Genomic DNA, 22,996 nt, shown 5'->3' with positions numbered 1-22,996 from the left:
TAATTTCTTGTTATTAAAAATCTAATAGGCGTACTTCACATTAGGAAAATCTTTTTGGGCCTGCCTGAATTGCTGCTCCCACTCATCAGTCCAGCCGAATGCGAATGTTGCCTGGGCTTTCATGTTATCGCCGGTAGCACCGCTCCAAAAATGGATAAACTCGCCCCAGTTTAAATTCTGGGTATATTCTGCTCCGTGCGGGTTTGCCATTTTAGGATAGTTGGCAGCCAGCAGTTTAAAGTATTTGCTAAGCACAGCAGCATGGCCATATTTGGAATAAATAGGATAAAACCAATTTTTAAACCACTGCGAGCCGGCACGCGGAAAGGTATCTACCTGTGCCTTAAGCTGATCATATACCCTTGCGGCCTCATCCTGCCTGCCAATGTTCATGAGCACATCATAATTGTATATCTCCATAAACTTACTATCGCCCCATAATACGTCAGACGGGGAACCTTTTACGCCATTATTGGCTCCGCAAACAATGTGGCCGGTTTCATGAATAGGGATGCCTATTTGCTGCCCTGTAGGATACTTCCAATCGCCCAGCCCGCAATCTATGGCGTTGCGATAGTCATGGCTTTCATCAAAATAAGATGCCGGATGGCCACCGCCAAGAGTTTCTTCAAATGGGGTAGATATTCCGTGTAAAACCACGTATAGCCTGGCCGAATCGCCGAAAGCGCCATACGTTTTTTTAACATACTTCCAGGTATCAGACATGGTTTTGTAAGGCCAGGTTACCGATTTATCCATTGACGGATCGTAATACACCGCTACATCGCTATCAAAATAAACCCGGTTTAGCAAAAATGTATGCGGACCGCCCCAATGCTCCTGCCAGGTTTTGGGTGGCGATCCCGGCGGGTCTTTTTCTACCGTGGCTGTTTGTTTATTTTTCTTACATCCTGCTGCCAGGAAAACGCAAAGCATGGCCGAAACAAGAATTATGTTTTTTGAAAATTTCATGATCTTAATTTTTTACTTACTTAATCACGATATCAACCGGCGAACCGGGGATACCGTCAAGCTGTTTTGTTACTACACCATTTTTACCTACGCTAACATCAAGGGTATACAAGCTCCCGGGCACACCCGCAGTAAGTGTATTACCATCGGCACTCAATTTTATCATGCTTACTTTTTTGCCGCCCATGTTGGCATCCAAAGTGCGTAAATCCTGATTTAAAGGGTTGTAGCGATATATTTTATCATCGGATGTGAAGTAGAAGACATCTACTGCCGATTTTTGCCATTTGGTATCGGCTTTTACATACGTTTCGCCTTTAAACTCGCGTTTGTAATATGTTTCTATAGCGCGTTGCGAGTAATCATCCATATCTATGTAAAACGAAAACTCATATATCTTGCCATCGGTATCCCTGAAATACGCGTAAGACTGCCCGGGCTGCGCCTGCATAAATACAATGTCGCTCATGCCTGTATTTAATGGGTTAAAGGCTTTACCTTTTACAGTATAGTCGGCCCCCATATAATTACCGCCGCCGTCAAAAGAAACAAATGCTTTGGTTGCTAAATCGAAACCAAAAAAGTAGCCTGGCGTACGGGTAAAAAACTTAGATAGTGTGTAAGTGCCGGATTGCGGGTTTGAAAACTTCCCAAAATCAGGTGCAAACGGCGCCGTTGAAGTAATGGACAAATAAAGCTTATTATTGATAACACCTGTTGGTACCCCTATGGAGGCTTCAAAACCCTGTGGGGTTATGGTGGCCGGCGCCACAAAGAATTGCTCATTAAAATACTTTTTCCTGAGCATGGTATTGCCATCAATAGTAACGCTGTTTTTGGTTGGGTCCTGGCAAATAACCCAGTAATCTTCGGCTGTACCGGGCTGATAGGCCAATGGCTTGGCAAATAGCTGGATAGGGTTATTGGGCAGATTTTCGCCCATCAGTGAAAAATAAAGGTTACTCAACACAGATCTGTCGGGCTTAATAAACGATAGTTTGGTTACCCCATTATCAACACTCAATACTGTTGTGCCGGTGGAAAATTGGGTATTGCCCTGTATTTTGAACGGAAAAAAGTATTTGATGCCGTTGCGTTTATCGGTAACTGTTAATTTAGCGTTACGCAGCTTTGGCGGCAGGTTATACACTATGGCAAGCGGGTAACCAGTATAAGTATCTGTACGCGCATCTTCATCAACGTAAATGTCCCATTGGTAAGAAAGATCCTTCAGGTAATCGGCATCATCAAACTGAACGTATGGTTCAAGCCTTAGGGTATCGCCGACCAGCGCGTTAAACGTACCATCAGTAAAATTTACCACAATGGGCTGCGATGGCGGATTATACTTATAGTTACCTAAATCCTTTTTGCAGGCGCAAAAGAACAAGGCAAACAGCATAGGTATATATAATATTTTGTACTTCATTGCTTTTAAATTAATTGTTATATCAGTATCTGATTTTTATTCTCATCCATAAAAATGAGCTGCTTAACTGTTGGGAAGTATTTGAGCCAAAACTTTTTATTTGGCGCGGCTTGATTATAAAAATCATAGTCGCCGGTGTTATCGTTCCGTGGGGTAAGCACAAATCCCTTGCTTGGATTTTGCTTGATCCAATTAAAGGGATCTATCAAAAACTCATGCATGTTGTTGATATAGTACAAATCGCGGGGGATATATAAGAAGTAATTAGGATCAACCTGTGGATCAAGCTGCACCAGATCTGTAGTGCCTGATGAAATTAAAAACAGTTGGTGCTTTACCCTGCTGTAACCACCCAATTGTCCCCAATATGGCCACCATACGGGCTCCTCTAACCGGTTAGAAAAAACAATTTGCTTGGAGCGGATATCCAACGGCAGGTTCGACGAAAAATCTGTCCCGCCCGAAACCTGCAGTGCAAGTTTTACCGAGTAATTAACCAAACCTGTATCGGTATTTAAAATGATAACCGGCACATGTATCGTGCCCGAATCGGCAGGCATGATATATGATGGTTTTAACGGCTGATAATGCAAAGTGCGCACAGCCGAAGAATTGGCCGCATCAACACTCAACACAAAGCTGCGGGGATGGTTAACCCTGTTGCCCGATATTTTTACAGGCACCCAAACGGTATCCTGGTTTAAGGTTGGGTTATAGGCAAATGAATATACTACGCTGTCGGTATTGGCATACCCAAGGTAAATATTATCCTTGCCGCCAGGTGCATTATATGTAATTAACGTCTCTTTTTTACAACTGGCCAGGGCCGCGCAAATAAGAAAGGCAAATATTAATTTTCTTTTCATATCTGTTTTTTTAGTTGGTTCTGTAAGCCTGTTCATCTTGTGGCAGCGGGAACATAAACACACCATTTGATGGCTGTATATTTTGCGTTGATGATACTACTACCGCATGATTTAATCGCTTATACATATAAAACATCTGGTTCTCGGCATAAAACTCTTTACGGGCTTCGGCCAGCAATAAATCGATGAAGGTGTTTTTAGCCGGTACATCGGTAAGTGTGTTGCCTATCCCGCGTTTCGCCCTTATGGTATTATAGTAGCCTATCGCCTTAACCGGGTCTGTGTCGTAGCTTGCTTCGGCAGCTATATAATACATTTCACTTAATCGAATAGCCGGCGCAACCAATGGATGGAGATTAGGTTCGGGATCAAGATTGGTAATGTATTTTTGCAAAACAGCCCTGTTTGGCCCACCTGTAGTAGCCGCGGTTGATAAAAACCATTGCTTGTAGCGCCAGTCTTCGGCTCCATCCTGTCCTACCTGGTAAATGTCATTAACCTGGTCAACAGTGGCGCTGTAAAGCGGGTTGCTTACAGTGAACAGGCTTTGAAGCTGGCCGTTTATGGCTTTAGTGTTAATAAACCAGGCGGCAATCAGTTCTTTATAAAAAATCCTGTCCTTTTTCTGAATGTCGCTATTAAAAAAATCGTCCTGATTTGTAAAAGGGAATCTTTTAGCGTTTATTACTTCCAATGCATTGGCAAGGCTGTTAACCTGGTCGCTTTTATACAGATAAACCCGGGCCAACTCGCCACATACTGCGTAATAATTAAGGCGATGACGCCTGTTTTGCAAAAACAGATCATTACTTGCTGTTTCGGTACTACCAACTGTTGATGGATAGCCAATTACATAGGCCGATGAAATGATAGGATCAGACATCAGCAATGTTTTCGCAGCGGTGAGGTCGGCAATTATCTTCGTGATCGCGTCGGCAGTAGTCGAAAACGGCGTACTGGTAACACCTACGGTGGTAACGTATGGTATTGCTTTGATATTTGGCCCCACTTTATATGATGGACCAAACATGCGAAGTATATCAAAATGCAGGTAAGCCCTTAAAGCCAGGCTTTCGCCTTTAATCAACTGATAATCCTTATCGGCAAACAGTGCTTTTTTATCATCAATAGCTGCCAGGATATAATTACAATTGGCTATTGCACGATAGGCTGATGACCAGGTGTTATCGTTTTTTGCTACCACACCACTAAGGCTATAATTAAAATTAGCGGTAGATTGTAGTATCACATCATTAAACTGGTAATTCTGCGATAAAATATCATTATTGAATGTCAGAACACCACCGTACAGCGATGACGATGCACATAGGGTGTAAACCCCGTTTAAAGCCTCTTTAAATCCCTGTTCTGTAGTAAAAAGATCGTCTTCATTGATTTGTGACTGCGGCTTTACATCCAAAAACTTTTTGCATGATGTAAGCAACATGATAACCACTACGGTGTATAAATATTTTTTCATGTTAGTCATTATTAAAATGTGGCTTGTATTGAACATGTTAAACTGCGGGCATAAGGGTAGGTAATGCCACGTTCTGTTTCGATGCTTGATGTGTGGAAAACATCATTAACTGTAAGGCTGGCCCTAACCATTTGCATACCTAACCTTTTAGCTAAGCTTTTTTTGATATCGTATGATAGGGTTACCGCCGGAAGATCGATGGTATTTTCCTTTTGCACAAAGCGCGATGTGGCGTAAGAGGTACCCAAATCGGCAATGTTTTTATATAGCGCTACATCCCCGGGTTTCTGCCATCTTTGTGCAAGGGCGCGGCTATCCACGTTAAAGCGCGGATCGGCGTTTTCAACCCGGTCAATCAGGGTTTGGTTAAACTGCTGGCCACCAAATTTGTAGTGAAAAGTAAAGCTCAGTAAAAATTGTTTATAGGTGATATTGCTGCCTAAGTATCCTTCAACCTTGGGTTCAGAATCGCCAATTGGCTGCGTATCGGCGATATCATAATTGTAGGTTAAAGAACCGTCTTTTTTAACAAGAATTTCTTTGCCGCTTTCAGGATCGATACCTAATGATTTTACACCCCAGATGGTATTGATGGATTGGCCCTCTGCAAAACGCAATAACGGGGTGCCTTGTACACCATTACTGGCGTTTGACTGATAATCATCGACGCTTTTATTGTAGGCTTTTAACGCGTTAGATATGCTTACTATCTTATTGGTATTGTGCGATAAGTTGCCGACGATATTGATATTCAAATCTTTCGACCGGTAAGCATTGGCGGTTAAATAAAGCTCATAGCCGCGGTTGCCCATATCGCCTAAATTGGCTTTGTAGGTACTGTAGCCAGTTGATGGGGCTATGTTAATGTCAGACAGTAAGCCTTTGGTAAGTTTGTAATAATAATGAGGGTTAAGTACGATGCGGTCTTTAAATAATCCCAGCTCTAACGACAGATCAAAATTGTTTGTTTTTTGCCATTTAAGATCAGAATTGCCATAACCGTTAACCGTTGCACCTACTCCGGTTGAGTACCAGTTAGATGTTTGATAAGTGTAAGTGGTATTGGACAACGATGGTGGAAAATCTACAGAACCAGTGATACCTGTTGACGCGGTTATTTTTAATCTTGAAATAGAAGGAAAGTTATTTTTAATAAAGTCCTCATAATGCATATTCCAACCGATACCGGTGGCCCAGAACGGCGCAAAACGCTGGTTTGAACCAAAAGCCGAAGAACCGTCAAGACGAAAAGTAGCATCAAGTAAATACTTGTTTTTGAAGGAATAGCTGCCACTGAAAAAAGAACCAATTAACCGGCTTGTAGCATCATTCCCTGCGGGCGCGGCATTTGGCGTGTAAGTACGGGCAAAACCAATATTAGTGAATTTGTCGTTTGAAAAGCCACGGGCCTCAAACGCTTTATAGCTTGAAGTTGCTGATGTTATATTTGAACCTAAAGTGGCATTTACGTAATGATCGCCAAGTTGTGTATTGTAAACAAACCTTAAATTACCATCAAGCTTTAAAGAGTTATCGGCCACATAATCATAACTGCCCCTGTTTTGAATATCGGCAGTAGGACCGTAAAAAAAACTGTTGCTTAGGGGCGATACAAATACATCTGAAGTCCCTTTGGTATCGGTAACGCTCATTAAACCAATTAACCGCAAGCCCTTAAAAATTTTCCAATCGATTGAAATATCGTCTAAAAGCTCCAGGTATGCCGACTTGTTAAAATTACCAAGGCTGGCTTCAAACAAGGGGTTATAAACAGGTTCGTTCCTGTACTGGCCGTATACCGGATCATTATAATGGGTATCTACAACCCAGTTGGCTATCTCCCTGATGTAATTGCCGTTTGCATCCTTTATGGGATAGTACGGGTTCATACTTACGTAATTAGAAAAATCGCCGTATTTTGATACAACGGAGTTAACCTGGCTCACGGTAACCTCGTTTTTTATCAAAACGTTACGGCTGGGATTATAAAAGAAACTCATTCCGCCGGTATACTGGTTACGTGACGACCCTTTCATTACGCCCGGATTGGTTTGATACCTCAAATTGATGCCGTACCTGAAAGTTGAATCACCACCTTCGGCATATAGTGAATGTTTATGGCCATATGAATTAATAAGGGGCTGCGATAGCCAATAGGTGTTTATGCCACTCACCACATTGCGCAGTTTACTGTAATATTCATTATCTAACTGATCCTGGCTCGATGCAGTATTATTAACAGTACTATATAAACCTGCAAGTTTTTCATATTGTAATTTATCGGCTGCGTTTAATACATGATACCCGGTAAGGTCTGGCGCTTGTACCGTAAGCTGGTAGTTGTATGAAAGCTGCAGTTTACCCGGTATTGGCGCTTTGGTTGTAATTACAATTACGCCGTTTGCAGCTCTTGAGCCGTACACAGCGGTGGCTGCAGCATCTTTTAAAATAGTTACCGACGAGATACGGTTCATATCCAGATCCACTACTTTTTCTAAAGACACTTCAAATCCGTCCAGTAAAAAAACAGGTAAATTATACGTGCTTGAAAGGTTATTTCGATCAATGATTTCACCATTTACCGATGGCAGAGTTGTTGAACCGCGAACGGTGATCTTTGGCAAAGCGTTAGGATCGGATCCGAGCAGGTTATTATCAGCAATCCGTAAAGAAGGATCAAACGTGGCAATACTTTTAATCAGGTTTTGAGGGTTTACCCGCTGCAGGTCGTCACCTTTGATCACGATGGCGCTACCTGTATAGTTGTCTTTTTTGATAACCTGGTAACCGGTGATCACCACATCGCTAATGGTGCTGTTTTTAGATGACAGGTTTATCTTCAGATACTGGCCATTTTTAATGGTCACTTCTTTAGTTTGGTAGCCAACATATGAAAATAACAACACGTCGCCCTGCTGAACACTTAAAGTAAACTCACCGCTGGCATTAGTTTGTGTGTATTGGGCTTTATTTTTTACGCTGATATTAACTCCGATTAATGGAATATTTGCCACCGAGTCAATCACCTTTCCCTGGATAATTACCGGTGCGGCAAAGCTGCCCGTTGCGGCGCCCGGTGCATGTTTTTCAGGAGCCTTACGACTGATCACAACGGTTTTGTTGATAATGGTATAACTCAAATCAAGCCCCTTTAAACAACTTGTTAAAGCCGTTTCAAGCGGTACGTTATCGATATCGATGTCTTGAGTTTGTTTAAGGCTGATCTTTTCCGGGTAAAAGAACATATACCCGGTTTGCTTTTTAATTTCTTTAAAAATAGTTTCGAGCGATGCATTGTGCCTTTTGATGGTTACGTTTTGCGCAAAAGTTGCCGCAGATAAGTGTAAGGCACAAATGAATACAAATAATGTAGTTAGTTTGATGATAGCGTGTTTTTGCTTTAACCCCCGTAATAAGCAAAGAAGAGGGTAAAGAAATTTTAATTTCATACTTTTGATTTAGAAATAGGTGATAATTAAGCAGGACACCGGTCAAAGTTTACTGCTTGCCTTTTTGATAGCCGGGAGATTAGCGTCTTTCGGCTTTTCTTTTGCGGAGGTTTTTAGTATTATTTTATCATAGGCGATTTTTCGTTTTAGGGTTTAGTTTAATCATTAGTTGAATGTGGGTTATAGGATACGATAAGGTTGTTATCTTTTTGTTCAAAATGAACCTGGTAAAGCTCCAGGATTTTTAACACATCACTTAAATTGCTGAACCTGGAAATTTCGCCATGAAATTTCTCATCAGAGATGGTTCCTGAGTAGCTTACATCTACATTGTACCAGCGCGACACCTGGCGCATAATTGTTTTAAGATCATCGCCGTCAAAAGAAAAAATGCCATTTTTCCAGGCTACTTCTTTTTCAGTATCAACCTCTTTTTTCAGCAAACCACCCCGATCTTCGGATATGCTTTGCTGCCCCGGCGCGATTATGGTTTTAGCATATTGGTTACTAACTTCAACAGAGCCTTCAAGCAGGGTTGTTTTAATACTGTTCTCGTCAGCGTAAGCATTTATATCAAAATGGGTACCAAGTACCCTCACGGCCTGAAAACCCGATTTAACTATAAATGGCATGGCCTTGTTTTTGGCCACTTCAAAGTAAGCCTCGCCCGTTAGCTCTACCTGTCGTTCTACCCCTTTAAATACAGTGGGAAAACGAAGGGAGGACATTGCGTTTAGCCAAACTTTGGTACCATCTTCCAGAATGAGCTGGTATTGGCCCCCCTTAGGGGTTGTTATGGTGTTGAAGCCTTCTGCCGCCTGGCCTTTTCCCTTTGCAGCATAGCTTAACTGGCCGTCGGCCACTTTAAGTACCGTTACGTTACCCTGGGTTGCAATACTTCCGTTTTTGGCATTATTTAAAACAATTTTGTTGCCATTTGCAAGTGTCAGAAAAGCCTTATTACCGCCTGGAAGAACGTTTGCAATATGAACGCCGCTTTGCTTAACATCCGGCTTCTTTAAAAGGAGATAAAAACCGAGCGACAATAAAATCAATACTGATGCAGCTATAGGCATCCACAATTTTGCAGGAGCTAATTTTTTAACATGACTACCCTCCTCCTCTTCTCCCGGTGATCCCAATTCTTCGTCCATCGAATCCGAAAGGTATTCATCGAGTTCCCCTTTTTCGGCCAGGTGGAAAAAAACCTCCAGTTCTTCCTCGGTCGACTTTTTCTCCAGGTATCGTTTTACAAGCTCTTTGTAATAATCTTTATCCATAAAAACAGATTTCTATGCCTAAGACAACAAAAAGCCACCTGTAGGGTAGCTTGATTTTATAAAAATTTAAAAAAAAGTTAATATTGACGAGAAGGATGGCCAAATGACTACGCCACGACAGAAAAATCGGGTATTTTGTAAGGATTACCTGCCAAAAACCGGAACAATTGGCAAAGTCAGTTGAAACCAAGGTTCAATTAACGGGATACTATTGCAAAAAAAACAGTCAAAGAAATACCAAGTTCTTTTTTTAAGGAAAAACTCAGCGCCTTCATGGAGGCCACCATATGATTTTTGACCGCATTCCTCGAAATTCCCAGTTCCTGCGCCACTTCGTCGTAAGTTTTTTCCTGTTCACGGCACATATAAAAAATTTCCCTTGTTCTTGGCGGCAGGCTTTCTAATACCCGCCTTAAAAATGCAAGATATTCCTGGTGTATCAATTCATCTTCGGTACTATTTCTTGCCGCATTAAAGCTATTTACAACCAGGCCCAGTGCAGCTTCGGAACGAAAAGCCGCCTTCATACAATTTAGCGTGTGGTTTTTGGCAGTTGTAAATAAATAACTTTTGAAGGATGTGACACCGGACAGATTACTTTTGTTTTCCCATAATTTAATGAATATCTCTTGGGTTAGGTCTTCTGCCAGCAATGGCGAGTGAACATACTTCATTACAAAATGGTAAATCAGCCCCTTGTACTTTCCAAATAAGCGGGCAAATGCCAATTCATCTCCTGCAATCATTTTTTGCAAAAGGCCCTTATCATCAACGGTATGGCTTAATCTCAAAATATACTTACACTATCAATTTAGTAATAAATCGGGCGGTAAATTCAAAAATAATTAAAATAAATAGGATTTCAATGAAGAATCGCCATTTAGGTGTCTGTATTTAAATCCCTGACCAATAGCAGGCCAATGTTCCATAACAGAACGTATTTTAATCAATTTAATAAGGCTATTGCGGTTTATTACCCCATCAATATTTTTTATCAAAATCGTTCGCCCAAATCCATCACAAGTTTAAAATGATTGTTTCTGGCGTAACAATGTTGGTATGAAATTTACCAATGAAGAAACATAAGATCGTTACTTCAATAAACCTTAAAAGATCACAGAAAGCTGGAAATGGAATACACCCCATTCTTTGGACAAATTTTCATGGCGAAACCTTCGGGAAGCGTTCTTTCAATCTAAAACTCCCTTTTTGCCCCTTCTTTTTTGCAGGTTAGCCCCTTTTGTTTTTAGCGTTTTTCAAAGACTTTGCCCTCTTGAATACTCGTCTAAAAATGACGGCTTCATATTAACCAATTACTCTATTTAATTAAACACCATCATGAGGAAAATTCCAAGAACCGCGTATGCTTTCAAAAAAGAGAAGCCGCCGGCATCTTATTAAAAACATTTCGACGAAAATGCCGGGATAAATTCCTGGCCCTGGCAATTGCTTGTTATTGTTAACTCCGGAGGCTGTGTTAGGATGCCAATATTACGTTTGTCTATGCGCTATCGCCAGCAGCATTAACATATAACTTGTACTTGCCCACTGAACCAACCAACTTAAATTTTAATAACCCAATTATGAAACGAAAATTACTTTTTCCAAATTATTTGTATTCCAGGGGGGGCCGCACTACGTTTAAAACTTTGGCATTATTTATATTGCCAATTGGTGCAAATGCCTTAACCCCTAATTTAATAACACACAACAATAACCCTATAATAGCGAAAATAGCTTCGAATAAAGCTGCGATTACTGTAAAAGGATCCGTGGTAGACGCTATTGATGGCCAGCCGCTGGTTGGTGTTTCTATCAGTATAAAGGGAACCAACAAAGGTACCCTGAGTGACTTAAAAGGAAGCTTTCAACTTTTGAATGTACCCGAAAATGCAGTACTGGTTGTAACTTATATCTCTTACGAGAAAGTTGAAATTGCAGTAAGTGGAAAAACTGACATTGCAATAAAGCTTCAACCTTCAATGAAAACACTGAACGATGTAGTGGTGGTAGGTTACGGAACGCAGAAGAAAGAAAACCTGACAGGCTCAGTAGGCGTTGTAAACACAAAGGATTTAGAAAGCAGGCCATTAACAAACACCGGCCAGGCCTTACAAGGTACTGTTTCTGGTGTTTTTGCGCTGCAAAGTTCAGGTAAACCCGGCGATGATAACACAGTTATAGACATTCGGGGGGTAGGCACTTTTGGAGATAATTCGCCACTGGTGTTAGTTGATGGTTTTCCCGGAAGCATAGGCGATGTAAACCCCAACGATGTTCAATCCATTTCGGTGTTGAAAGATGCTGCATCATCGGCCATCTACGGAAGCCGGGCGGCAAACGGCGTTATTTTAATTACTACCAAGCGGGGATCGGCAGGTAAAATACATGTTAACTATAGCGCATATGCAGGTATCCAAAGCCCAACCAGGCTACCCAATGTATTAAACTCGGTTCAATATACCACACTTTACAACGAAGCCGCGGTAAATACCGGATCGGCACCTGCGTATCCGGATTCGATTATTCAAAAATACGCGGCCCACAACAACCCGTTATACCCCGATATTAATTATTTCAAGGTGTATTATGGAAATGCCTATATGCAAAATCATCGTGTAAGCGCAACGGGCGGTAATGACAACGTTAATTATGCATTTATGCTGGGCCATTTGAATCAGGATGGAATCCTGGTGGCCACCAATTACAAAAAAACAGACTTCCGTTTGAACCTTGACACCTACCACTTAAAAGATAAAAGGCTTCGTGTTTCCGGTAATATTTCGGGTAATTTAGGAGTAACGGGGCAACCTACCGACCTTTGGAATGCCGAATGGTATTCTACCCTCGCTCCAATACACCCCCTTAAAGATGCAAACGGAAACTGGGTTTCTGTTAACGGAGAACGTAACTACTACGGAGAAATTAAAGAAGGCAGCACAAGCCTGCAAAAACGTTACAACTTTAACGGACAGGCAGAAGCAGAATATAAAATCCTTCCCGGTTTAAGCGCACAGCTTACTTACGCCTATAGTGCCATTTACACAAATACAAACGCTTTTCATGCCAATGTATCGCTGCAAAATCAAAACGGAACAACTACACAACTGGCTTCAAACCTGAATGTGACCGACGAAATTGATGGTCACTCGCTGCTTAATGGCTTATTAAAATATAATAAAACATTTAACCGGCATTCATTCAACTTATTGGGCGGTTATAGTGAAGAGGATTTTACCTATGATTGGCAAAGTGGCTATCGCGCAAATTTTGTGAACAATACGCAGCGTGTATTGAATCTTGGCGATGCAGCCACGCAGACCAATAACTCCGACAGCTACGACCTTGGCCTTCGCTCATTTTTTGGCCGGTTCAACTATGCATTTGACGACAAATATTTATTTGAAGCCAATATCCGGAGGGATGGTTCTTCCAGGTTTTCAAATGGTATAAAATGGGGCTCATTTCCATCATTCTCGGCCGCCTGGATTATATCAAAGGAAAATTTTATGAAAAATCTGAACTGGCTGGATTTTGCAAAAATTCGTGCATCCTGGGGGCGTTTAGGCAATCAGAATATTGGTAAATACTATAATGGCAGCGATGTCCTAAGCTCGGGCCAGAATTATTCGTTCGGCGGAACGCTGTACTCCGGTGTTGCCATTACACAAATGACCAACAAATACCTGACCTGGGAAACATCCCAGCAACTGGATTTAGGGATTGACATCTCTCTTCATAATAACATTGAACTTACAGCAGATTATTTTGATAAAAGAACCAAAAACCTGGGCCTGGTTCAACCGATTCCGTTAACCATGGCTCAGGCCGCCCCATGGGCAAATGCAGGCGAAGTGCAAAACAAGGGTTTTGAATTGGGCATATCTTATAAAACCACGTTTGACAATGGTATTAAGTTGAGGACTTCCTTAAATGTTTCCCACATCGTCAACAAAATTATCAGCATGGACGTACCTCAGCAGTATACCTCTCCCAAAGCTATTGTTGTTGGCTCTGCTATAAACTCATTCTACGGTTACCAGATGACCGGCATTTACCAGATCTCGGACTTTACATGGCAAAACAACAGCGATGCATCCATTCCTTATGCAAACCGCACCTATACACTTAAACCAGGTGTTGTTAAAGTAAGCGATTACAGTGCACAGCCCGGCGATATTAAATATGCCGACCTGAACGGTGACGGCATAGTAGACCAAAATCATGATCGTAAAATTATTGGCAAGCAGTTTCCTGATATAACCTATGCCTTTAACTTCAATGTAGCCTGGAAAGGCCTTGACCTTGGCGTATTTTTACAAGGCGTACAAGGCATGCAGGGTTATACCTACTATGAAATAGCTTCGCCTTTTAGCGGCTTTGCAAACGTTGGTACATGGTGGTTAAACAGGTGGACGCCGCAAAATCCATCTAATACCTATCCCCGCGTTACATTGGATGGCGTAAGAAATAATATCCACTCTTCTTTCTACGTAGAAAATGCATCCTATCTGAGGATTAAAAATATCGAATTAGGATATACTTTAAGCCCGGCTGCCATTAAAAAGATCGGTTTAAGCTCGCTTAGGATATATGCTAATGTGCAAAACGCTTTCACATTCACCAAATTCAAAGGATTTGACCCGGAACAGACCTCCGATCAAACAAGAGCTGAAGCATATCCGCAGGTGCGGATAATGACCGCAGGTATAAATGTTAATTTCTAAAGGATAAAATCATGAAGACTATATATAAAATCGCATTATTAGTATCTGTTATTAATCTTGCCGGCTGCCAGAAAAACCTTCTGGATAAGACGCCTAAAGCCCAGTTATCTCCGTCAACATTTTTTCAAAATGAAACCCAGGTAAAAATGGCTCTTGTCGGTATTTACAATGCATTACCGCCAAACGCTACTCCCGGCCATTTTTTCCAGTTTGAATTTGAATCGGATAACGCCTATTGCCAGGATGCCTGGCAGGGTTCAAAGGAAGTAGGGGCATGGCAAACCACATCTAACAGCTGGGCTCCGTATGCTAAGTGGACCCAGGACTACACTATTATTTCCAGGGCCAACGAGTTTTTGCAGGATGTTGCCTCCGCTAACGTTGATGCTGCTGTAAAAAGCCAGATGTCGGCAGAAGCGAAGTTTTTACGTGGTTATGCATATGCCGATCTGATTAACTATTTTGGTGATGTACCTTTAATTACCAAAGTTCAATCGCTCTCGGAAGCATATGTTTCAAGGACCGCTAAAGCCACCGTGCTAACCCAGATCATAACTGATTTTACAGACGCCGCAACGGCACTACCTGCCTCTTACTCGGGTTCTGATGTTGGCCGGGTAACAAAAGGAGCCGCATTGGCTTACAAAGCAAAAGTACTTTTGTATAATGAAAAGTGGGCCGATGCTGCACAGGCTGCACAAGATGTGATTAATCTGAATGCGTATAGTTTATATCCTAATTATGGTTTGATGTTTGATGAATCGCATGAAAATAACAGCGAGGTAATTTTTGATATCCAGTATATACCAACTACCCAGCCACAACCATGGCCATCATCTGCACTATCATTAAGCGTTTGGCCAACACCAAACGTTACTGCCGATTTGATAGATTCGTATTACATGACTAACGGATTGCCTATTACTAATTCAGCTTCGGGATACAATGCTCAAAACCCATATGTCAATCGCGATCCAAGATTGGCGGCCTCGGTAGTGTTGCCGGGCTCTTTGTGGGGCACAACAACCTACATACCTGCTAATGATGTGGTTCCATCCGGAGCACGCCCCCGTAAATACGCAGCAATAGGTATTGCAGACCCCAATAATTGTTCTCTCAATACTATACTGATGCGTTATGCCGACGTATTGCTGATACGTGCCGAAGCCCTGATTGAATCCGGAAGCACCGCAACGGAAATCTATACACTTATAGACAAGGTACGGGCCAGAGTAAGCATGCCAAAGGTTGAAGATGTAGAAGGAACAGGCTTAAGCCAGTCACAATTGCGAGCAATTTTGCGCCATGAACGCAGGGTTGAATTCTTTATGGAAGGCACAAGGTATGCAGATATGTTACGCTGGAAAGATCAGTCCCTGGTTCATGATGTTTATGGCTATGACAAATCGTTGTTGAGCAATCCGGCAAGCGCATCTACCTGGAAATTTAGTCAGGTTAAGTTAGATACCCGGACATTTGATGCTACCAAAGCATGGTTATGGCCGGTGCCCCAGGCTGATATTGACATTAACAAAAAATTGTTGCCCAACAACCCGGGATATTAAGGCGTTGTGGTATTACATCATTAAATGATATAATTTACTATCGCCTTAGCGATTTAACCCCCGATAGAACCGCGCATAGCGGCATATCGGGGGTTTTATTTTTAAATACGATATATCTGCTTTGTACACGTTTTTGAAATTTCGCAGCTGCCATAATATCAGCAGTATTGCAGCAAAGCACTTACTCCCATGATGCCGCAAAAGATGTATGTTTTTCCTGTATTTAGGTTGCTTTGCGTAAGTGCTGCATTCCCTATGATGCAGCTTTTAATTTCTTTTGCCGGCTTTATAAGCGTTACTTAAGATTAAGATGCCCTTTTGTGGAAACGATGAGTTAAAGCAATCTGCCCGATTTTAATTTCAATTCTTTTATATTGATGAATACACTGCTTTGCGAATTTTCAGTTACCAGTTACTATCAGGAACAAATCGTAAAATAAAAAAGGCTGCCCTTTTAAGGCAGCCTCCCAGATGTAGTGTTTCTTATCTTAATTTATAATGTTTTTACTGAGCTATAAGCGTCCATTGCTGGTTATAGCTTGTGCCGCTCGTCCACTGTTGCATAACAGAGCCATTGGCAGTTAAACCTCCTGTATCAAGGCATTTGCCTGTAGCCAGGTTAACTATCTTATAGTAACCGCCTCCGGCCGAAACTATTGACCAGCGCTGGTTATTACTGGTGCCTACTGTATATTGTTCAACTGACGATCCATCGGCGGTATTACCCCCGGTATCCAGGCATTCTTTACCGGTTACGCAGCTTAACGTATAATAACCGGCGGTATAGCTGATATTCCATTTCTGGTTGGCACTTGTTCCTGATGCCCATTGTGCTACGGTAGCACCATCGGTTGTACTGCCTAAATTATCAAGCATCAGGCCCGATGCCCGATTTTGTAGTTTGTACCGGCCATCTGCAATAGGGCCCAACCATACAGGCGATGCAGTAAGCTTCCATGACCACCTGAACATATTTGCTGTGCCGGGGCTAACTTCAACAAGGTTGTTATTAGCCTGGTACCACCGGTAGGTATCTATATCATTAACGCCCGACCATGCTATTGTTCCCATTGAATTATCTTTGGCATAAGCAAGCGCCCCGGTTAAAAATGCCTGATCAACATATACACCGGTATCCCATTGCCACCAGAAACTCATATTCCTGAATGTTTCTATACCAACTTCTGTTACTACAGTGCGTGAGGCATAGGAACCTGTTCTGGCCGACATGATATTGTAGTAGCTTGACCAAACATTATAGGAGCCCCAGAACCACCAGTAGCAGTGCAGGCCCAGGTATTGATTAGCCAATCTTGAATCGGCGCCAACCGCAGTTACATCAGCTGCGTAACCGGTACCATCCAGAATGCATTTCCCGTCTGCAGTGCTAAATGTGGTCAGGAAACCGGCATACAAATTATTTAAATCGGTACTTGAATAGTCCACAGGTTCATTTATAGGTTCATACAAAACAGATGTGTTGTTTTTATAAACATTATTTACAGTTGTCCACATGGTGGTCCATTGCGAAGTATCAGGTACATGATGCACGCCTACAGGCCAGTAGCAAAGTATAACCTTGCAACCATTGGATACAATTGCATTAATTGCAGCCTGGTACACCGGCCAATAGGTGGAACTTGAAGCCGTCCATGGGTTTATGGGCATCCTGATGGTGGTACCGCCGCTTATTTTAACTGCGCTTGAAATACTGGTGGCTAAAGCAGCAGCCTGGGTAGCGGTGAGCGATGTTGTCATGCCGCTGGGTAATACAACCCTTCCATCGCCCTCGTTACCGTTAGGGTCGGCCCAGTTTATACCACGAAAGCCATTGGTGTTGGTAGTTGAAAGGGCAAGGCTTTTCTTAGTAGATAAGCCCGAGATATCAGGGTTCTTTTGAATGGTGTTTTTTGAACAGCCCGTAATAACGGCTAACAGGCAGCATAGTACCCGGGTGGTTAATTTTTTTCTCATAAGTTTTATATTAAATGTTAAATAATCAGTCTTTACAATCAATTGGTTTTGTTTTTAAACATGGAGGAGATCTTCCCGGCGTGGGCACAAAACAAGTAACAACATCGGCCAACCGCAAAACAACCAAATGAATATGCAGCAACAGTTTTAATATTTTCATGGTAAACGTGTTAAAAAATTCAGATTTCCCGAACCAATAACTATTCATCAACCGCTGCCGGATGCTACCGTCAGCAATCTGGTTAGCCGGCAAAAGGGGCTGTAAGTAATGATGGAAATAGGAAATCCGTGTTTATATGGTTTAATCTAAATGTCCCATTAAAAGGATGTATTGAAAAGGGGCAAAGCCTCAATATTGCGGGGATAAAGTGTCATTTCAATTGATTTTTAAGGCAATAGCTCAACTTATTTCCATTTCATTAATTCTTTTTTGCCTCATCAATGCGAAAAAGGTACCGCCTTTCAGATGATATGCGTTTAAATTATTGTTATAAATACAATTAATATTTATTTAAATTTGAGTGCCATATAAACTTAATGTTTCACGTTATACGAAAGGTTCGGCTATAAATTTAAAAGCACCGATAGATCATTCAATCCTGGTCAAATAAAATTTGATCTTATCACCGCTAAGGAAAGACGTGTATCAAATAAAGATTTAACACTTCGGCCTTACACCTGCGCTTTTAATATGTCAACGGTCTGTGTTCTGCACTTGGCCGGAGTCGGGCCCGCTTATGTATAATAAGTGTACTAAATACAATATTTATATTAAATGACCTATTAAACAAGGTTGTGAAGCTGATTTTGTTCTGGCGCAAAATACCGGCAATAAACCGGTATAGTATTTATCTAATTAAAAGTGAAACGGATTTATGTATAAAGCTGTCTTGTTCTTCATCATTAATTTTTTGTGTGTAACCGGCCTAAATGCACAAACCCTACCTACCTCTCCAACCAACGACATCAAGAATTTTGCCTTAAAATCATATAATACGCACGACGGGCTACCATCCGAAAATGTAACCGTAGCACTTAAAGACAGGCGCGGCTACATGTGGATAGGAACCGACAATGGCCTTTGTAAGTTTGATGGCTATTCCTTTGAAAACCTAGTGAACATTCCGGGAAACACCACAAGTATAAGTTCAAATTATATTAATGCGCTTGCCGAAGATAAAAACGGCAACATATGGGTCGGGACGATGGACGGCTTAAATGTTTTAGATGCCAACACCGAAAAATTTGAACGGTTTTATCATAGCGATAACATCAAACAATCAATAAGTAACAACAAGATTTTTTCGATCTTATGCGATAGCGAAGGAACTATCTGGATAGGAACAGATGATGGTTTTGACCAATTTGCGGCAAGCAGCCGATCATTTATTACCTATAAACCTAACTCACAAAACAAGTTTTCGATAAAAGGAAAGTCGGTAAACGCCATTGTTGAAGATAATAACAAAAATCTTTGGCTGGGCAACTGGAATGGCGGGCTGAACAAGTTTGATAAGGTTGGCAAACGCTTTACCAATTATCCGCAACCTGAACCTTTGCATAAAAAAAGTCCTAATGATATCTGGAGCCTTTTCTACGATCAAAAAAAAGATTGTATTTGGGTTGGTACCTATTGGAGCGGCCTTTTCTGTTTTGATCCTAAAATTCAACAATATACCGCATTTCCAAGTCATGACAATCTTAATATAGGCGTTTTTAGCATCGATAATGCTAACGACTCCACCTTAGTTGCCGGAAGCAACGCCGGGTTTTACTTTATAAATAAGGGCAATGGCCAATGGCATAAAATTGGCGATGCTAACAGTACAGCCGATGGCTACGTTTACAATGATCACACCGGGATTATGTGGCTGTGCGGTAAAGATGCCTTAACAAAAGTGGATTTTACACAATATAAATTCCTTTTCATTCCATTATCAATTAAACCGCGCGAAGCAAAAAGCATGCTGCTACAAGGCAACATGTTGTGGCTGGCAACAAACAACGGACTTTATCAGTTTGATTTAATAAAGAAAACCACAAAGCTATTTAATCACACAAATGATCCGTCAAGTATCAGCAGCAACCAGGTTGGCAAAATATATTTAGATAATGATGGTGTATTATGGGCCGCTACCGAAAATGGCTTTGATAAGTTTGACGTTAAGAACAACCGGTTTATACACCACTTTCATCATTCGGCCCTGAGCAATTTTTTTAATGAAGATGTTTTCAGGGATATTCTTGAAGTAAGGCCCCATGAATACTGGCTCGCTACAGATGCCGGGCTTAAGATATACAACGAAGAAAAACAGCAATTCAAACATTATTATAACGATGATAAAAACCCTAATTCAATTGCCAGCAACCACATTTATAATCTTTTAAAAGATAAAAAAGGCAATGTGTGGATTGGAACGAACGGAAATGGGGTTGATCGTTTTGACCAAAAAACGGGTATTTTTCATCATTATGCTTATAACGACAAAAATGCCGGTAGCCTCAGCAATAATATTGTACATTGTATATTTGAGGATAGTAAAAAGAATATTTGGATTTGCACAGCCGCGGGCCTGAATAAGTATGTCCCGGAAAATGATGCTTTTATTGTTTACTCAAGCAAAGACGGATTTGCAAGCAATGTTTTCAATAACCTTGTTGAAGATAGCTTTGGAAATCTTTGGATTAACTCGGCTACGGGAATATCAAAATTTACTCCCCAAACATTAACTGTTACCAATTTTGATGAAGGCGACGGCGTATTTTCCCACTCGCTTATTTACAAGTCTGCAAATGGGCAGATTTATTTAGGCGGAAATTCTGGTGTAGTTGTTTTCGAACCGTCAAAAATCAAGCTTAATAATAAGGTTCCCCCGATTTACTTATCCGATTTTCAGGTTTTTAATAAATCTGTAAAACCGGGTAACAATTCGCCATTGAAAAAGCCGGTTAGTTTGGCTGATACGGCATCGCTTAATTACGACCAAAATGTATTTTCAATTGAATTTGTTTCACTTAATTATACCCATTCCGAGAAAAATGTTTACCGGTATAAGTTAGAAGGCTTTGACGAGAAATGGAATTTTAACGGCAGCCAGCGAAAGGTTACCTACACCAATCTTAATCCGGGAACCTATACATTTAAAGTAATTGCAAGTAACAATGACGGCGTGTGGAACAGAACGCCCAAATCCTTAATCATAATTATTTCTCCACCATGGTATCAAACCTGGTGGGCGTATACAATTTACACCATATTTTTTGCAGGGTTGGTTTATTTGTACCTGTTATACAGGGATCATCAGTCCAAATTAAAATATGAAATTCAGATTGCACATTATGAAAGCGAAAAAGAAAAGGAACTAAGCGAACGAAAACTTGCTTTTTTTACCAATATTTCTCATGAGTTCAGGACGCCATTAACATTGATCATTAACCCTGTTAAGGAGCTCTTGTTTAACGAAAAGAAGGCTATGGATGCCTCCAGTTTAACCATTGTTTACAGAAACGCGCGCCGGCTATTAGGCCTGGTAGATCAGTTGCTTCTTTTCAAAAAGGCCGAATCAGAATCCGATCAGCTTAAAATAAGCAATGTTAACATTGTCGATTTATGTAAGGAGGTTTATTTATGTTTTGTACACGAGGCGAAAAGGAAACAAATTCATCTTGAATTCATATCATCGGCCGATTGCCTGAATATTTATGTAGATAGAGAAAAAACAGAAATAGTGTTATTTAATCTCCTCTCGAATGCTATAAAGTTTACTGCGAAGCATGGGAAGATTCGCATCTCTATAGAAGAAACTGAGCAAGTGGTGTCAATAATTGTCGAAGACAATGGATGTGGAATCCCACCCGAAGTGGGTGATAAACTTTTTAGTCGTTTTTACCAGGTATCCGATTTAACCAGCACACCAACCGGAGGATTTGGGCTTGGATTGTACCTTGTCAAAAACTTTGTAGAACGCCAGGCCGGAACAGTTGAATACCAAAGTCAGATTGGGAAGGGTACATCGTTCACCATCACTTTTAAAAAAGGTAGTTCGCACGTTAAAGACCCGGTTATTTTAGAGCAACCAGCAGTTACTTCCGAGTTTTTGAAAGAGTTGATTGATTCTGAAACTACCGCCAATGATATAGTGTTGGCAGCAGACCCGGTTGAAGAACAATCACTGTCTGACTTCAAAACGTTATTAATCATTGATGATCATGAGGATATGAGAGAATACCTCCGTCAGATTTTCAAACTTGAATACAACGTTCTTGTTGCGTCGGGCGGCGAAGACGGCATAAAAATAATAAATGAACAATGGCCGGATATTGTTATATGTGATGTAATGATGCAGGGTATTACAGGCATAGAGGTTTGTGCGGCCATTAAAGGAAATATGGCAACTTCACACGTTCCGGTAATTCTTTTAACGGCCAGTGCATCAAATGAGATAAAGTTAAAAGGCATTGAAGGTGGCGCTGATGATTATATCGGAAAACCTTTTGACAAAGATATCCTGAAAGCAAAGGTGAATGGACTGCTAAGGAGCAGGAATACCCTTCAGCAATATTTTTATAATGAAATTACCCTGAACACCAACCCCCACAGCATCTCGATAGAGTACAAACGGTTCCTGGATTCCTGCATCCGGATTGTTGAGGATCATATCACCGATCCGGATTTTAACCTGCAATCCTTAGCCTCCGAATTAAACATGTCTTATTCCGGAATCTATAAAAAAATCAAAATGATTTCCGGGCAATCTGCAAATAGCTTTATACGGTCTATCAGGTTGCGAAAAGCGGCCCAGCTATTTGTACATAGCGATTTAAACATATTGGAAACCGCTTATGCTGTTGGAATAAAAGATATCAAATATTTTCGTGAGCAGTTTAAAAAAGTGTTCGACTTAAAACCCTCCGAATACATTAAAAAATTCAGAAAAAACTTCAAAAACGCTATGGTCAACCAGGTGGCCGAAAGAAAATAGACTGGTAAGTAGCAACTTGGTTTTGTCCCTATCTGAAATCTTAAAAAAATCTTCAGTTGGCAATGTATTGGGTATTGTGCAATGATATTTTTTTTAGCCGGCAGAAACCTTTACGAAAATAATTTCCCTGGTCTTTTTTTAGTGGTTTGCCCCTTCAATTTTGCTGGTTAGCCCCCTTTTTATTAATTGATTTTAAATCCATTTTAGCGGCATCAGCCAATGGCCTGAAGTATTAGTGAAGTTTAACCGCATCGTTAATACAATTTGAGAAA

The 22,996-nt window shown here is 41.1% G+C and carries 11 protein-coding genes; 3 read left to right on the top strand and 8 right to left on the bottom strand.

Annotation, left to right across the window (positions count from 1 at the left end):
* Window positions 1-21: 21 nt before the first annotated feature.
* The 7 genes from FSB76_RS18180 to FSB76_RS18150 all read right to left on the bottom strand — a co-directional run bounded on the left by FSB76_RS18180 (window position 22) and on the right by FSB76_RS18150 (window position 10,222).
* Window positions 22-972, bottom strand: a complete 951-nt coding sequence (locus FSB76_RS18180; protein ID WP_147055780.1) for a hypothetical protein — start codon at window positions 970-972, stop codon at window positions 22-24.
* Window positions 973-988: 16 nt separating this feature from the next.
* Entirely contained in the window at window positions 989-2,401 is a 1,413-nt protein-coding gene (locus tag FSB76_RS18175) for a PKD-like family lipoprotein (RefSeq protein ID WP_147055778.1), read from the bottom strand.
* Window positions 2,402-2,418: 17 nt separating this feature from the next.
* Entirely contained in the window at window positions 2,419-3,267 is an 849-nt protein-coding gene (locus FSB76_RS18170; RefSeq protein WP_158642926.1) for a DUF4843 domain-containing protein, read from the bottom strand.
* Between the two features lie 10 nt (window positions 3,268-3,277).
* Window positions 3,278-4,747, bottom strand: coding sequence for a RagB/SusD family nutrient uptake outer membrane protein (locus FSB76_RS18165; RefSeq protein ID WP_147055773.1), 1,470 nt, complete (start codon window positions 4,745-4,747; stop codon window positions 3,278-3,280).
* Window positions 4,748-4,758: 11 nt separating this feature from the next.
* On the bottom strand, window positions 4,759-8,196 hold the full coding sequence (locus FSB76_RS18160) for a SusC/RagA family TonB-linked outer membrane protein (RefSeq protein ID WP_147055771.1): 3,438 nt from the start codon (window positions 8,194-8,196) through the stop codon (window positions 4,759-4,761).
* Between the two features lie 158 nt (window positions 8,197-8,354).
* Complete coding sequence (locus FSB76_RS18155) at window positions 8,355-9,476, bottom strand: FecR family protein (RefSeq protein WP_147055769.1); 1,122 nt, start codon at window positions 9,474-9,476, stop codon at window positions 8,355-8,357.
* A 197-nt stretch (window positions 9,477-9,673) separates the two neighbouring features.
* Complete coding sequence (locus FSB76_RS18150; protein ID WP_147061022.1) at window positions 9,674-10,222, bottom strand: RNA polymerase sigma factor; 549 nt, start codon at window positions 10,220-10,222, stop codon at window positions 9,674-9,676.
* 837 nt (window positions 10,223-11,059) lie between these two features.
* Between FSB76_RS18150 and FSB76_RS18145 the strand changes: the two genes are divergently transcribed.
* Window positions 11,060-14,203, top strand: coding sequence for a SusC/RagA family TonB-linked outer membrane protein (locus FSB76_RS18145; protein ID WP_147055767.1), 3,144 nt, complete (start codon window positions 11,060-11,062; stop codon window positions 14,201-14,203).
* Window positions 14,204-14,214: 11 nt separating this feature from the next.
* On the top strand, window positions 14,215-15,768 hold the full coding sequence (locus FSB76_RS18140) for a RagB/SusD family nutrient uptake outer membrane protein (protein WP_147055765.1): 1,554 nt from the start codon (window positions 14,215-14,217) through the stop codon (window positions 15,766-15,768).
* Window positions 15,769-16,272: 504 nt separating this feature from the next.
* Here FSB76_RS18140 and FSB76_RS18135 read toward each other — a convergent pair.
* Window positions 16,273-17,742, bottom strand: a complete 1,470-nt coding sequence (locus tag FSB76_RS18135) for an RICIN domain-containing protein (protein ID WP_147055762.1) — start codon at window positions 17,740-17,742, stop codon at window positions 16,273-16,275.
* Between the two features lie 875 nt (window positions 17,743-18,617).
* Between FSB76_RS18135 and FSB76_RS18130 the strand changes: the two genes are divergently transcribed.
* Window positions 18,618-22,724, top strand: coding sequence for a hybrid sensor histidine kinase/response regulator transcription factor (locus tag FSB76_RS18130; RefSeq protein ID WP_147055761.1), 4,107 nt, complete (start codon window positions 18,618-18,620; stop codon window positions 22,722-22,724).
* Window positions 22,725-22,996 lie beyond the last annotated feature (272 nt).

The organism is Mucilaginibacter ginsenosidivorax (genome assembly GCF_007971525.1).
GTDB classification, from domain to species: Bacteria; Bacteroidota; Bacteroidia; order Sphingobacteriales; family Sphingobacteriaceae; genus Mucilaginibacter; species Mucilaginibacter ginsenosidivorax.
The sequence above is the reverse complement of the archived record's forward strand: the minus strand, read 5'-3'. Positions and strand labels throughout refer to the sequence as shown.

What these genes read in the sequence shown, in the direction of transcription:
- FSB76_RS18165 (WP_147055773.1), bottom strand. Translation starts at nt 4,747, where the DNA reads ATGAAAAAATATTTATACACCGTAGTGGTTATCATGTTGCTTACATCA.
- FSB76_RS18180 (WP_147055780.1), bottom strand. Translation starts at nt 972, where the DNA reads ATGAAATTTTCAAAAAACATAATTCTTGTTTCGGCCATGCTTTGCGTT.
- FSB76_RS18170 (WP_158642926.1), bottom strand. Translation starts at nt 3,267, where the DNA reads ATGAAAAGAAAATTAATATTTGCCTTTCTTATTTGCGCGGCCCTGGCC.
- FSB76_RS18150 (WP_147061022.1), bottom strand. Translation starts at nt 10,222, where the DNA reads ATGATTGCAGGAGATGAATTGGCATTTGCCCGCTTATTTGGAAAGTAC.
- FSB76_RS18145 (WP_147055767.1), top strand. Translation starts at nt 11,060, where the DNA reads ATGAAACGAAAATTACTTTTTCCAAATTATTTGTATTCCAGGGGGGGC.
- FSB76_RS18140 (WP_147055765.1), top strand. Translation starts at nt 14,215, where the DNA reads ATGAAGACTATATATAAAATCGCATTATTAGTATCTGTTATTAATCTT.
- FSB76_RS18155 (WP_147055769.1), bottom strand. Translation starts at nt 9,476, where the DNA reads ATGGATAAAGATTATTACAAAGAGCTTGTAAAACGATACCTGGAGAAA.
- FSB76_RS18135 (WP_147055762.1), bottom strand. Translation starts at nt 17,742, where the DNA reads ATGAGAAAAAAATTAACCACCCGGGTACTATGCTGCCTGTTAGCCGTT.
- FSB76_RS18160 (WP_147055771.1), bottom strand. Translation starts at nt 8,196, where the DNA reads ATGAAATTAAAATTTCTTTACCCTCTTCTTTGCTTATTACGGGGGTTA.
- FSB76_RS18175 (WP_147055778.1), bottom strand. Translation starts at nt 2,401, where the DNA reads ATGAAGTACAAAATATTATATATACCTATGCTGTTTGCCTTGTTCTTT.
- FSB76_RS18130 (WP_147055761.1), top strand. Translation starts at nt 18,618, where the DNA reads ATGTATAAAGCTGTCTTGTTCTTCATCATTAATTTTTTGTGTGTAACC.